Source organism: Bradyrhizobium sp. R2.2-H (genome assembly GCF_004346455.1).
Taxonomy (GTDB): domain Bacteria; phylum Pseudomonadota; class Alphaproteobacteria; order Rhizobiales; family Xanthobacteraceae; genus Bradyrhizobium; species Bradyrhizobium diversitatis.
This window is the reverse complement of record NZ_SMBR01000005.1, coordinates 281,890-294,479: the sequence shown is the minus strand read 5'-3', so window position 1 is coordinate 294,479 and position 12,590 is coordinate 281,890. Positions and strand designations below refer to the sequence as shown.

Sequence of the window (12,590 nt, the reverse complement as noted above, 5' to 3'; positions counted from 1 at the left end):
TCACGGAGTGCGCCGTTCGAGCTCACGAACCGAAGCGCAGCCGCGAGCGCTCTCTCGCCTTTTCCGCCTCGACCTCACGGTCGCGCGCCGGCGCGTGGGTATGCAGCGACGTCAGGAGTTTTCGTGCGGCCTCCGCGACCTCCGCCACCGCACGCTCGAACGCCGCCTCGTTCGCCTGCGACGGCCTGTTGAAACCGGACAGTTTTCGCACGAACTGCAGCGCACTGGCATGGATCTCGTCCTCCGTCGCCGGCGGCTCGAAATTGAACAGCGTCTTGATGTTGCGGCACATGCACTCTCTCCCGACGTTTTCTCGAAGACGAAGGTCTGGGCCGAAATCCTACATCCGCCTTCGCGCTTCTGCGAAGTTCCATCGCGCCATGCCGATCAACTCCGTGGCTGCGCACCGCCACAAGCTGTCTCATCTCGCAACGCATCATGTGCGACGCCCCGGCGCAGCGTATTATTTGAGCATGCATTGCGCCGACAGCTCGGGCTTAATTGCGCCGACGATACGAATCGGCGCGCGGGACAATCGCGCGCCAGTGGCACGATACGCGATGAGGAGGATCGCATGCACAGGCTGGCACTGTGCGTCTGGCTGGCTGCAACGACAGCGCTCTCGAGCGCGGCGTTCGCGTTCGACAACGGCCAATACGACCACGTCCCGCCCGATATCCGCGCCTGGTTCAAGAGCGTGATCGCGCCGAACGGCGTGCCCTGTTGCGACATCTCCGATGGCCATCGCACCGAGTATGACGTGCGCGGCGGCGCCTATTGGGTGCCGATCGACGGACAATGGATGGAGGTGCCCGCGCGCGCCATCATCCGCGACCGCGGCAATCCGGTCGGCCAGGCCGTGGTGTGGTACGTCCACCATCGCGGTGCCATCATCATCAGTTGCTTCGTGCCGGCGGATGCAGTCTAGCGCGCCGGATTTCGTTGGCTGGGGGGGCCTGATCGGCTAGCTTGAGGACAAGCTGATACGGAGGCACGCCGTTGACCGATCTTAGCGCCGAAGACCTCGCCGCCATCTACGCCAAGCCGACCCCGCGCGTGATCGCGAAAGCGCGGCCGGCGATCGATGCGCATGCGAGGAAGTTCATCGAGATATCGCCGTTCTGCGTGCTCGCGACCTCGGGCGCGGACGGCAGCGTCGACGCCTCGCCGCGCGGCGGCGGCATCGGCTTCGTCCAGGTCGCCGGTCCCAACCAGCTATTGATGCCCGACCGCTCCGGCAACAACCGCATCGACAGTTTTCGGAACGTCGTCGAGGGCTCGGGCTTCGTGCAGCTGCTGTTCTTCGTACCGGGAATCGACGAGACGCTGCGCGTCGGCGGACGCGGCACGCTGTCGGCCGATCCGGATCTGCTCGCCGCCATGGTGGAGTTCGGCAAGCCGCCCCGCGCGGTGCTGAACGTCGCGGTCAGCGAGGTCTATTTCCACTGCGGCAAGGCGCTGATGCGCTCGAAGCTGTGGTCATCCGAGAAGGTACATCGATCGGTGATGCCGAGCATCATCGAGGTCATTCACGACCAGACGGGCTTGGGAGAACCGGAGAGCCAGGAGATCGTGGAGGCTCGGTACAAGACGCAGCTGTAGGCGAGCGACAATCGCGGTGTCGTCCCGGACAAGCGAAGCGCAGATCCGGGATCCATAGCCACAGGACATCGTTTGGCGAAGACTCGTCGTTCGGTACTGCTACTGGCGACGATCGATAGATTCCGCGGTATGGGTCCCTGCTTGCGCAGGGACGACGCCGGGTGCGCGGCTGGCGCCGGAGCTTAATGCCCCTCGCCCTCGAGCCCGCCGACGTGCTTCTGGGTGTAGAGCTCGAGACCGATGCGACCAATCAGGTCGAGCTGGGTTTCGAGGAAGTCGATGTGGTGCTCCTCGTCGCTCATCAGCTTCTCAAACAGGTCACGCGTGACGTAGTCCTTGGCGCCGTGACAGTAGGTCGCCGCTTCCTGGTAAAGCGCACGCGCGCTCATCTCGGCGGCGAGATCGCATTCGATGATCTCCTTGACGTTCTGGCCGATGCGCAGGGGATCCAGCACCTGCATGTTCGGAAAGCCGTCGAGGAACAGGATGCGCGCGGTGAGCTTGTCGGCATGCTCCATCTCCTCGATGGACTCCTTGCGCCAGACCTTGGCCATGTCCAAGAGGCCCCAATTGTCGAGGAAGCGGTAGTGCAGCCAGTACTGATTGATCGCAGTCAGCTCGTGACGCAGTGCCTTGTTGAGATAGTCGATGACCTTCGCGTCGCCCTGCATGGTTCACTCCAGCTTTGCAGTCCAAATCGGCCCTAACCGAGTTTAGAATGCTTCTAAATGAGTTTGCGCATGCCGGCAACCGGCTATGCGGACGCAGCCGGGGAAAAGGTCAGCTGAGGATGCGGAAGTTTTCAGCAGGCCGCGAGGGCGAATTGGGCGGGTTCGGCCGTCTCGTCATTGGCGGCGACGGTATGGCCATGGGGACAGCCGGCGCAGCAAGACTGGGCGCAGGGGCCAAGCGCTTCGTCGATGATGGTCTTGATGGTCCGGGCACAGCGGCCGCATTCGGCGCTGCAGCCGAGACATCCATAGACCTGCTTGGCATGGCGCACGGCGTCGTCGGAGTCGGCGACGGCGGCGCGGATGTCCTCATCGCTCAGCACGTTACAGGAACAAACGATCATGGAAGCGGCAGGCCCTTCGGTGATGCGCCATCATCGATATTTAACGGGCCGGCCGGATGCAAAAGGAAAAAGCGGTATTTGAAGCTATTCCAAACTGGCCCGGCAATCAGCCTAGAACGGCTCTAAAATCAGGTGTTGCGGTTGATCAAGCTCGTGGCGGAGCTAATCGCCGCCACCGCCTCCACCACCATCGCCGCCACCTCCGCAGTCCCCGCCATTGCTGCCGCCATCGCTGCTGGAACAGCTCCCGTCGGTTGAATTCCCCGAACGGTCGCTGGAGAACCAGCTTCCCAACGACAAGCCGTCGCTTGTCCCCATGTAGGTGTCGGCGCCACTACCACCGCTATCACCGCCGGCCCCGACGCGCGTGCGCCGCCGGCCCCGGTTCTGGAGGTGAGCGATCCAGCCGTAGCCGATCGCGAAGACGACCCCAGCAGCAATCAATGCATTGACCATCGCGTTGCCCATCATCGTCTCCTGATGAAACTGGGGGCCATGCCGGTTTGGTCGTCTCCGGCAAAGGGGCCGTTCATTGATCATTCAAGCGAAGTATGGAACCTTGTGCCCCCAAGAGTTCCCACGTGTGATAAGGTCAAGCGCATGAAGAAGTCGCTCCTGGCAGTCGCTGCCGTCCTCACTCTGGCCCTGACGGCCGGCACACCCGCCCATGCCCAGCGCGGTGTCGCAGCGGGCGTGGCGGCCGGGATCATCGGCGGCGCCATCGTCGGTGGCGCACTGGCCTCTCCGTATTATTACGGACCAGGCCCCCGTTATTACGAACCGGGCTACTACCCGCCCCGCTACTACGCTCCCGGTCCGGGCTATGTCGCCGACGACTACTACGGCAACTGCGTCTGGCAGAAGCAGCGCTTCTGGGACGGCTATGCCTGGCGCGTCCGCCGCGTCAGAGTTTGTGGCTGAGGCGCGCTTAACCGGTTCACTACGGATGCGCCGTTCATCTCCGAGCCCGAAAAAGACCGCTTTTTCTCGTCACAGCTCCGTGTGCGTTTACCGTGGATTGACCATTTGCGCGCTTCCTAACCGCAAGGCCAAATTCCATCAGAGTGTGCGTGAACCTTTGAAACCCGGGCCATCCCTTACAGGGGAAGTCCATCTCCCAGGAGAGCCAAGAGCATGAAGAAGACTTTGGTTGCCGCCCTCACGGTTGCAACGGTCGCCGGTTCGCTGGTGACCGCAACGCCGCCGGCGAAAGCCGGTGACAACATCGGTGCCGGTATCGCGGCCGGCCTGATCGGTGGCGCGATCGTCGGCGGCGCGATCGCCTCGAGCCGTCCGGCCTATGGCGGTCCCGTTTACGTGGCCGAGCCCGGCCCGCCGCCCCCGCCCTGCTACTGGCAGCGCCAGCGTTATTGGGACGGTTATGGCTGGGTCGTTCGCCCGGTTCGCGTCTGCTACTGATCTGATCCGCACGGCGCTCACAAGCGCCGCGATCAAAGCCCGGCCGAGACCATCGGCCGGGTTTTTTCTTTTGGTCCTGCGCTATCGCCCCGCCTGGATCGAGCGCAGCACTTCTTCGCTCGGCCAGCAATCGACCTTGAGGCCGGCCGACTTCTGATAGGCGCCGAGCGCGGCGCGCGTTTGCATGCCGGCCTTGCCGTCGATCTTGTCCTTGTAGAGCCCGACGCGCGCCAGCTCGCGCTGCATGGTCTCGACGTCTTTCGTGCGCAGCTGCTTCGAAGCCGACCACCGCGTTGCGAATGGCAGCGGGCCGGTCATGCGATCGCTGAGATGGCCGACGAACAGCACGTAGAGATCGGAGAAATTGTATTCCTTGATCACGAAGTAATTCTTCGTGGTCAGGAACGACGGGCCGTAGATGCCTTCCGGCTGGAGCAGCGAGGCCTGCTGCGCCTGCTCGGCGGCACTGAGCCTCGCGCCACGCACCGGCACAAAGCCTTCGCGCAGCCACTGGCCGATCGGCTTCGTCACCTCCGGTACGCCCGTGGTGCAATCGACCTTCGCGGGCGCCTGCACCTCATAGGCCCAGCGCACACCGCTCTGCCAGCCCTTGTTGACGAGCTGCTGCGCGGCGGAGGCCAGCGCATCCGGCACCGAACGCCAGATGTCGATACGGCCGTCGCCGTCGAAGTCGACGCCGTGCTTGTAATATTCCGACGGCAGGAACTGCGTCAGCCCGGTGGCGCCGGCCCAGGACGAGCGCATGTCCTTGCGCGTCACCACGCCCTCGCCGAGAATCTTGAGCGAGAGGATGAACTCGTTGCGATACTGGTCCTTGCGACGTCCGACATAGGCTTGCGTCGCCAGCACGCGCACGAGATCGTAGGGCAGCGTGTAGCGGCCGTAATCGGTCTCACGGCCCCAGATCGCCAGCATCACGGTGGCGGGCACACCGGAGCTTTTCTCGATCTCGGTCAGCGCGGTGCGATATTTTTGCAGCAGCCGCTGCCCTTCGCCGGCGAGCCGCGCGATCGACGCTTCCCTGACGTAATCGGCCGGCACCTGCACGAACTCGGCCTGCGACGGCGCACCTAGCGCAGGCCGGCCCGGCAGAAGCAGGTCGGGCAGCTTGTAATCAGGCTCGAGCCCGCGCGTCTCTCGCTCGAAGGTCGCGCGCGAGACGCCCGCGGCCTGCGCTTCCGGCCAGAGCGAAGCGATGAACTGCGTGAAGGCCGCGTCTGCTGCGCGGGCGGACGACCAGCCGCAGGTGAGCACGATCACCGCAGCGATGAGCGCCCGCCGCATCATGCCGCCATCACCGCGTCAGCTTCTTGTACTTCACGCGGTGCGGGATGATGCTGTCCTGGCCGAGGCGGCGCATCTTGTCCTTCTCGTAATCCTGGAAGTTGCCCTCGAACCATTCGACATGGCTGTCGCCTTCGAAGGCCAGGATATGGGTCGCGATACGGTCGAGGAACCAGCGATCGTGGCTGATGATGACGGCGCAGCCGGCGAAATCCTCCAGCGCCTCTTCGAGCGCGCGCAGCGTATCGACGTCGAGGTCGTTGGTCGGTTCGTCGAGTAGCAGAACGTTGGCGCCGGACTTCAGCATCTTGGCGAGATGAACGCGGTTGCGTTCACCGCCGGAGAGCGCACCGACCTTCTTCTGCTGGTCTGCGCCCTTGAAGTTGAACGCCGAGCAATAGCCGCGCGAGTTCACTTCCTTCTTGCCGAGCAGGATCAATTCGTTGCCGCCGGAGATCTCCTCCCACACGGTCTTCTTGCCGTCGAGCGCATCGCGCGACTGGTCGACATAGCCGAGATGCACGGTCTCGCCGACCGTGATCGTGCCTGCGTCCGGCTTCTCCTGGCCGGTGATCATCCTGAACAGCGTGGTCTTGCCGGCGCCGTTGGGGCCGATCACGCCGACGATGCCGCCGGGCGGCAGCTTGAACGTGAGATTGTCGATCAGGAGGCGATCGCCAAAACCTTTGCTGAGACCCTCGAAATCGACCACGTTGGCGCCGAGCCGCTCGGCCACGGGAATGATGATCTGCGCGGTCTGGGTCTGTTTCTCGCTGGCCTTCTTGAGCAGTTCCTCGTAGCGCTGGTAGCGGGCTTTCGATTTGGCCTGGCGAGCCTTGGGCGAGGACGCGACCCATTCCTGCTCGCGGGCGAGCGTCTTCTGGTGTGCCGCGTCCTCGCGGCCCTCCTGCTCCAGGCGCTTCTGCTTCTGCACCAGCCAGGACGAGTAGTTGCCCTCGTAGGGAATGCCTCGGCCGCGATCGAGCTCGAGGATCCAGCCCGTAACATTGTCGAGGAAGTAGCGGTCGTGGGTGACGATCAGGATCGCGCCGGGATAGTTGCGCAAATGGCCTTCCAGCCACGACACGGACTCGGCGTCGAGATGGTTGGTCGGTTCGTCCAGCAGCAGGAGTTCGGGCTGGTCGAGCAGCAGCTTGCACAGCGCGACGCGGCGGCGCTCGCCGCCGGAGAGCTTGGTCACGTCGGAGTCATCGGGCGGGCAGCGCAAGGCATCCATGGCCTGGTCGACCTTGCTGTCGAGATCCCACAGGCCCTGGGCCTCGATCTCGTCCTGGAGCTTGGTCATCTCGTCGGCGGTCTCGTCGGAATAGTTGACCGCGAGCTCGTTGTAACGGTCGAGGATCGCCTTCTGCTTGGCGACGCCCTGCATGACGTTCTCGCGCACGGACAGCTTGGGATCGAGCTGTGGCTCCTGTTCGAGATAGCCGACGCGGGCGCCCTCCGCGACCCAGGCCTCGCCGGTGTACTCCTTGTCGAGGCCCGCCATGATCTTGAGCAGCGTCGACTTGCCCGAGCCGTTGACGCCGAGCACGCCGATCTTGGCGTCGGGGTAGAAGCTCAGGTGGATGTTATCGAGCACCTTCCGGGTCGGGTAGCTCTTGGTCAGGCCCTGCATGAAATAGATGAACTGGCGCGCCATCGGTCCCGTGACACCTTCGATTTGAGGAAATTTGCTTGCCGCCGATGTAACGATCCCGCCCCAAAAGGGCAATGTTTTCCGTCCGTTCACCACGGATGAATACGGAATGGACACCATCCGGACGCCAATCCGGACAATTGAAACTATCTTTTAATAAATCAGGCCGAAAGCTCGGTTTCGCGCGGAAACAGCGCCACCCGCCAGAATGAACGGGAGCACAGCGAGGCCGCATCATGGCTCTGATCGAGACGCATTCTCATCCTGTTCCGGCAGGAGCCGGCCACGTCCTCGGGGTCGTTTCGGAGGTCAAGGGCTTCTGGAAGCGCTTCTTCACCACCGCCTTCAATCGCTACCGGCCCGAACTGCACTACATGCGTGGACCCGGTCCCGCCTGGCGCGCCAAACACGGCATGGATGCGCCGTTCCGCCTGACGCCCCGCGATCTCTGAGCGCCTCCTCCCTATCGGACTTTTGAAGTCGTCAGCTGCTTGCGCACAGGTGTGATTGCGCGCAACCATGGCCGGGCTCCGACGACGGTGCCCGCCTGCGCCGTCATCTCTTGCCGTGGATGAACGCTGATGAGCCGGCTGCGCTGTGCAATTCTCGACGATTATTTCAACCTCGCGCTCGACGTCGCCGACTGGCAGAAACTGTCCGACCGGGTCGACGTCACCGTGTTCAGCCATCCCTTCGCTTCGGAGCAGGCCGCGGCGAGCGCACTGGCGGACTTCGACGTCATCTGCGCGATGCGCGAGCGCACCGCTTTTCCCAAGAGCCTGTTCGAGAGCCTGCCGAAGCTGAAGCTGCTGCTGACATCAGGCATGCGCAACGCTTCGATCGACATGGAGGCCGCGAAGGCGCGGGGCATCGCAATCGGCGGCACGCAATATTCGCGCGATCCCACGGCGCCGCTCGCCATGGGCCTGATCCTGGAGCTGACCCGCGGCATCGGCCGCGAGAATGCGCGCATGCATGCGGGCGAGCCCTGGCAGACCTTTGCCGGCGTCGAGATCGAGGGCTTGACGCTCGGCATCGTCGGGCTCGGCAAGCTCGGCAGCAAGCTGGCTGGGATCGCGAAAGCGTTCGGCATGAACGTGATCGCCTGGAGCCCGAACCTCACGCCGGAGAAGTGCAAGGAGGCCGGCGTCGGCTATGCCAGCAAGGAGGAGCTGTTCGCCAAGGCCGACATCGTCACCATCCATGTGGTGCTCAGCGAGCGTTCGCGCGGGCTGGTTGGAGCTGCCGATCTCGCGCGGATGAAGCCGACTGCCTTTCTCGTCAACACCGCGCGCGGGCCGATCGTGGACGAGCAGGCGCTGCTCGAGGCGTTGCAGCAGCGGAGGATCGCAGGCGCCGGCTTGGACGTGTTCTCGGTCGAGCCGCTGCCGGTCGACCATCCCTTCCGCAAGCTCGACAACCTCGTGCTGACGCCGCATCTCGGCTACGCCACCTCCGACGGATTGCGCATCCATTACGGCCAGATGGTCGAGGCGATCGACGCCTTTACCAGGGGCGGCGAGCTGCCGCGAAGGCTGGCCTGAAATGAAAAGGGCGCGCCGACGGCACGCCCTTTCTGCAATCTGATAGGGACGAAGCGCTCAGCGCACGGTGACCGGCGCGGGCAGCGGCGGCACGACCGTCGGCTGGGTGCCGGGGACTGGGCCGGCCTGAGCCGCGACGGATGCAGCCCCCTGCGTCGGCGCAGCGGAGGCAGTCGCCGTTCCCGGCGGCGGGCCGCCCGGCAGCACCACCACGCGGGTGCCGACCTTGACGCGATCGAACAGGTCAGAGACGTCCTCGTTGAGCATACCGATGCAACCGGAGGAGACGAACTTGCCGATCGTCGAGGGCTGGTTGGTGCCGTGGATGCGGTAGACGGTCGAGCCAAGATACATCGCGCGGGCGCCAAGCGGATTGCCCGGGCCGCCGGCCATGAAGCGCGGCAGGTAGGGCTGACGCTCGATCATCTCGGTCGGCGGATGCCAATCCGGCCACTCGGCCTTGCGGGTGATCTTCTGCACGCCGGTCCAGGTGAAACCGTCGCGGCCGACGCGGACGCCGTAGCGGATCGCACGGCCATTGCCGAGCACGTAATAGAGATAGGTATTGGGCGTATCGACCACGAGCGTGCCGGCCGGCTCCTTGGTCTGGAACGCGACCTCCTGGCGGCGCAGGTTCGGCGGCAGCTGCACCGGCGCAGCATCGGGCTGCTCCTCGGGCGGCAGCGCGGCCAAAGTCATCGGCCGGCCATCGGCGCCGACGGGCGGCTGGGCGGCATCGACCGTCCCGGTCGCGGCGGGACCGCCGACCGCCTCGGGCGGACGCAGGCCATCACTGGCGGGCGCCTGTTGCCCCGGACGATTGGCATAAATCACCGGCGGCGGACCGGCGGGCCGGCCGTAGCGCGGATCGTCGGGCGACATCACGGGCCCCTGGGGCGCCGCCGAATAGACCGGCGGAGCGCCAGCCGGACGACCATAACGGGGATCATCCGGAGACATCACCGGCCCCTGCGGGGCGGCCGAATAGACCGGAGGCGCGCCGGCCGGGCGACCGTAGCGCGGATCGTCGACTGGGCCGGGCGGCGGCAGCGAGGCCTGCGGCATGGCGTCGTCGTCTTCGTCCAGCGCGTCGAAATTCGGCGTGCGGTCACCGGGCCGATATTCGGCCGGGGCGCCATAGCTCGGCGCCTGCTGGACCGGATAGCTCTGAGCCTGAGCGAACGAGGTTCCCGCCGCAGCGACTGTTGCGGCAGCGCATATCGTCAGAAAGTGTTTGATCATCATCGCTCTTGTATAGTCCCGAAGCCCGATCGGACCGTTAACGGCCAGATGACGGAAGATAGCGGCACATTCAAGACATATCAGGCCTATTTGCGCCGGATTTGCCGATTTGTGATCCGCAAGACGACCGTTGCCCCGTTGCATCACGGGGCTGAAATCGTATTGCGCCATCAATTGCCGCGTTGTTCGGCCGCGATTTTAGCGGAACGGCGCGAGATCGTTGCGATATGGTCGAATCAGCCTGATTCGCCACCTTTCCGAGCTCCGATCCCGCGTGGCGAACGCGGCAATCAGTACCGTCACCGCGTTCAGATGGCTCTTTGGCCCAGGCCTCCTCGCCGCCGGGGCGGAAATTCGCAATCGCTCGATGCTTCCCGGCTTTCGCTTCCTGTTTGCCGCGATCCTGTTGTCAACCTCCATCCTGGTGTTCGGCCTGGGAGCCGCCGCGCTGCTGCGGGCGACCCATCAGCAGTATGTCAGCAACCCCTCCTGGCGGAATGGCCCGCAGGAGCAGGTGTTTGCGCAAGTGCCCGAACCGGCTCAGCCGGTGCTCGCGGTGCTGCGGGCGGAGCCGGAGATCGCGCCCGCCCCCGCACCGTCACTGCGCGACCGGGTGCCGACGATCGGGCTGCCGGCGAGCGGGTCCGAGCAGGTGGCCGCGCTGACGAGCGAGGCTGACCCTCAGCCTCAGGTCACTGAAGCCGCGCCTCCGGCCCCCGAGCCGGCCAAGCCCGAGCCGATGACGGAAGCTGAAGCGCCAGCGCCCACCGACACGCTCACTCAAGCCGACACGACGGCCTCGATTCCCGACGCCAAGCCTGACTCGCAACCTGCCGCTGTCGCGACCGCCAGCGAGCCGGCACCGGTCGATCCCAGTGCCGCCCTCGCCTCCTCGGCGCCCGACGTCGCTTCGAGCAAGCTGGCCGCGCTGAACGATCCGGCGACGACGGCCGTGAAGGATGCGCCGGCGAAGGCCAAGGTCGAGAGCAAGGCCGACGACAAGGCGACCAAGCGCAAGGCGAAGGCGAAGAAGCCGCACCGCGTGGTGCGGCGCCCGCCGCCTCAGCAGTTGCAGCAGCAGCTGGATCCGTTTGGACAGCAGACGTTTGCCACGACGACCACGCGTACGCGGTGAGGCGCCTTCCTTGCGGCCCTGCAATCGTTTCGACGATCGTCATGCCCGGGCTTTGTCCCGGGCATCCACGTTCTTTGTGCCGCGCCTCAAGACGTGGATGGCCGGGTCAAGCCCGGCCATGACGATGTGGAAATAGCGAGGCTACGCCGGACCGGTTGCGATGGCCGGGCCGCCGGCCTGGCCCCATTCCGACCAGGAGCCGTCATAGAGCGCGGTGTCGGTGATCCCCAGGCGATAGAGCGCGAGCGTCAGCACGCCGGCGGAGACGCCGGAGCCGCAGCTCGTGACGATCGGCGCGTCCAGCTCGACGCCGGCGCCGGTGAAGGCAGCGCGCAGCTCCTCCAGCGGCTTCATCTCGCCGGTCGCGGCGTCGAACAGCAGATTGTAGGGCACGTTGCGCGCGCCGGGGATGTGCCCGGAGCGGATGCCCGGCCGCGGCTCGGGCGCGCGGCCTTCGAAACGGTCGGCGGCGCGCGCATCGATCACCTGCTCCTTGCGGCTTTCGACATTGGCGATCAGCTGCTGCATGCTGCGCACGCGGTTTGAATCATAGCTGGCCTTGAACGTCGCAGGCTTCGGCTTGACCTCGCCACTCTCCACGGGGCGGCCCTCGGCACGCCACTTCTTCAGGCCGCCATTGAGGATGCGCACATTGCCGTGGCCGTAGGACAGGAACATCCACCACGCGCGCGGCGCGGCGACCCAGCCGCCGGCATCGTAGAGCACGACAGTGTCGCTGTTTGCGATGCCGAGATCGCCGACGTCGCGGCCGAACTGCTCGGCGCTCGGAAACATGTGCGGCAGCGGGTTGGAATGATCCGACACCGCATCGACGTCGAAGAACGCGGCGCCCGGCAGATGCGCGGCGAGATAGTCGTCCTTCGGCAGCGGCAAGACGCCCGGCAGCTTGAAGCTGGCGTCGAGGATCTTGACGTTGGAATCGCCGATGTGCGCGGCGAGCCATTCGGTGGAGACGAGGGGGTCGGTGGCGGTCATTGGCATGCTCCGGCAATTGTCTCGGTCGTCATGGCCGGGCCTGTCCCGGCCATCCACGTTCTGTCCTGTGGCGAAGACGTGGATGCCCGGGTCAAGCCCGGGCACGACGGAGTATGTGAGGCGAGGGAGGTGTGCCCCCTCACCCCTTCTTCTTCGGCTCCCACTTCTCCGTGGGACCGCCGGCGTCGCGCCAGGCGGCGTAGCCGCCGGCGATGTGGGCGACGGGCTTGAGGCCCATGTCCTGCGCGGTCTTGGCGGCAAGCGCGGAGCGCAGGCCGCCGGCGCAGTGGAACACGAATTTCTTGTCCTCCTGGAAGATCGGCTTGGCGTACGGGCTCTGCGGGTCGATCCAGAATTCCAGCATGCCGCGCGTGCAGGCGAACGCGCCGGGAATGCGGCCGTCGCGCTCGATCTCGCGGGGGTCGCGGATATCGACGATGACGACATCGCCGTTCTTGGAGATCTCGATGGCGTCCTTGGCGGTGAGAGTCTCGATCTCGGCATTGGCCTCGTCGATCAGCGCCTTGATGCCGCGGGTGATGGTCTGGGGCATATATGTCTCCCTCTTGTTGTCATTCCGGGGCGCGCGCAGCGCGAGCCCGGAATCCATTCCTC

General features: G+C 65.3%; 16 protein-coding genes. 7 read left to right on the top strand and 9 right to left on the bottom strand.

The features are described from left to right. Positions 1 to 22 precede the first annotated feature (22 nt). Complete coding sequence (locus EDE08_RS15495) at positions 23 to 292, bottom strand: DUF2277 domain-containing protein (RefSeq protein WP_131869668.1); 270 nt, start codon at positions 290 to 292, stop codon at positions 23 to 25. A 282-nt stretch (positions 293 to 574) separates the two neighbouring features. Here EDE08_RS15495 and EDE08_RS15490 point away from each other — a divergent pair, with 282 nt between their 5' ends. Both EDE08_RS15490 and EDE08_RS15485 read left to right on the top strand, forming a co-directional pair. Then, entirely contained in the window at positions 575 to 928 is a 354-nt protein-coding gene (locus EDE08_RS15490; RefSeq protein WP_131869667.1) for a hypothetical protein, read from the top strand. Positions 929 to 999: 71 nt separating this feature from the next. After that, the gene (locus EDE08_RS15485) at positions 1,000 to 1,602 is read left to right on the top strand and encodes an MSMEG_1061 family FMN-dependent PPOX-type flavoprotein (RefSeq protein WP_131869666.1); all 603 of its coding nucleotides are present in this window, start codon (positions 1,000 to 1,002) and stop codon (positions 1,600 to 1,602) included. A gap of 182 nt (positions 1,603 to 1,784) precedes the next feature. Here EDE08_RS15485 and bfr read toward each other — a convergent pair whose 3' ends face one another. From bfr to EDE08_RS15470, 3 genes are all read right to left on the bottom strand, one after another. Beyond that, entirely contained in the window at positions 1,785 to 2,273 is a 489-nt protein-coding gene (gene bfr / locus EDE08_RS15480) for a bacterioferritin (protein WP_024339472.1), read from the bottom strand. Positions 2,274 to 2,404: 131 nt separating this feature from the next. After that, positions 2,405 to 2,677: a (2Fe-2S)-binding protein gene (locus EDE08_RS15475; RefSeq protein ID WP_061879473.1), complete on the bottom strand. Its 273-nt coding sequence runs from the start codon at positions 2,675 to 2,677 to the stop codon at positions 2,405 to 2,407. Between the two features lie 162 nt (positions 2,678 to 2,839). After that, entirely contained in the window at positions 2,840 to 3,148 is a 309-nt protein-coding gene (locus tag EDE08_RS15470) for a hypothetical protein (protein ID WP_131869665.1), read from the bottom strand. A 129-nt stretch (positions 3,149 to 3,277) separates the two neighbouring features. On the opposite strand from EDE08_RS15470, the gene EDE08_RS15465 reads away from it, so the two are divergent. Both EDE08_RS15465 and EDE08_RS15460 read left to right on the top strand, forming a co-directional pair. Next, positions 3,278 to 3,598: a hypothetical protein gene (locus EDE08_RS15465; RefSeq protein WP_131869664.1), complete on the top strand. Its 321-nt coding sequence runs from the start codon at positions 3,278 to 3,280 to the stop codon at positions 3,596 to 3,598. Between the two features lie 213 nt (positions 3,599 to 3,811). Next, the gene (locus tag EDE08_RS15460) at positions 3,812 to 4,096 is read left to right on the top strand and encodes a hypothetical protein (RefSeq protein WP_028179902.1); all 285 of its coding nucleotides are present in this window, start codon (positions 3,812 to 3,814) and stop codon (positions 4,094 to 4,096) included. A gap of 81 nt (positions 4,097 to 4,177) precedes the next feature. On the opposite strand, the gene EDE08_RS15455 is transcribed toward EDE08_RS15460, so the two are convergent. Both EDE08_RS15455 and ettA read right to left on the bottom strand, forming a co-directional pair. Next, the gene (locus tag EDE08_RS15455; RefSeq protein WP_131869663.1) at positions 4,178 to 5,404 is read right to left on the bottom strand and encodes a lytic murein transglycosylase; all 1,227 of its coding nucleotides are present in this window, start codon (positions 5,402 to 5,404) and stop codon (positions 4,178 to 4,180) included. A 7-nt stretch (positions 5,405 to 5,411) separates the two neighbouring features. Continuing rightward, positions 5,412 to 7,061 (bottom strand): energy-dependent translational throttle protein EttA, encoded by a 1,650-nt coding sequence (gene ettA, locus EDE08_RS15450; protein ID WP_028179900.1) that lies wholly within the window; start codon positions 7,059 to 7,061, stop codon positions 5,412 to 5,414. 233 nt (positions 7,062 to 7,294) lie between these two features. On the opposite strand from ettA, the gene EDE08_RS15445 reads away from it, so the two are divergent. Both EDE08_RS15445 and EDE08_RS15440 read left to right on the top strand, forming a co-directional pair. Beyond that, positions 7,295 to 7,510, top strand: a complete 216-nt coding sequence (locus EDE08_RS15445) for a hypothetical protein (RefSeq protein ID WP_131869662.1) — start codon at positions 7,295 to 7,297, stop codon at positions 7,508 to 7,510. 129 nt (positions 7,511 to 7,639) lie between these two features. Further along, the gene (locus EDE08_RS15440; protein WP_131869661.1) at positions 7,640 to 8,602 is read left to right on the top strand and encodes a D-2-hydroxyacid dehydrogenase family protein; all 963 of its coding nucleotides are present in this window, start codon (positions 7,640 to 7,642) and stop codon (positions 8,600 to 8,602) included. Between the two features lie 57 nt (positions 8,603 to 8,659). On the opposite strand, the gene EDE08_RS15435 is transcribed toward EDE08_RS15440, so the two are convergent. After that, a complete protein-coding gene (locus EDE08_RS15435; protein WP_165935975.1) occupies positions 8,660 to 9,844 on the bottom strand; it encodes a L,D-transpeptidase family protein in 1,185 nt (394 codons plus the stop codon). Positions 9,845 to 10,211: 367 nt separating this feature from the next. On the opposite strand from EDE08_RS15435, the gene EDE08_RS15430 reads away from it, so the two are divergent. After that, positions 10,212 to 10,979, top strand: coding sequence for a hypothetical protein (locus EDE08_RS15430; RefSeq protein WP_165935943.1), 768 nt, complete (start codon positions 10,212 to 10,214; stop codon positions 10,977 to 10,979). A 141-nt stretch (positions 10,980 to 11,120) separates the two neighbouring features. Here EDE08_RS15430 and sseA read toward each other — a convergent pair whose 3' ends face one another. After that, complete coding sequence (gene sseA, locus EDE08_RS15425; protein ID WP_131869658.1) at positions 11,121 to 11,975, bottom strand: 3-mercaptopyruvate sulfurtransferase; 855 nt, start codon at positions 11,973 to 11,975, stop codon at positions 11,121 to 11,123. Between the two features lie 139 nt (positions 11,976 to 12,114). Next, positions 12,115 to 12,528: a rhodanese-like domain-containing protein gene (locus EDE08_RS15415; protein WP_028179894.1), complete on the bottom strand. Its 414-nt coding sequence runs from the start codon at positions 12,526 to 12,528 to the stop codon at positions 12,115 to 12,117. Between the last annotated feature and the right edge of the window lie 62 nt (positions 12,529 to 12,590).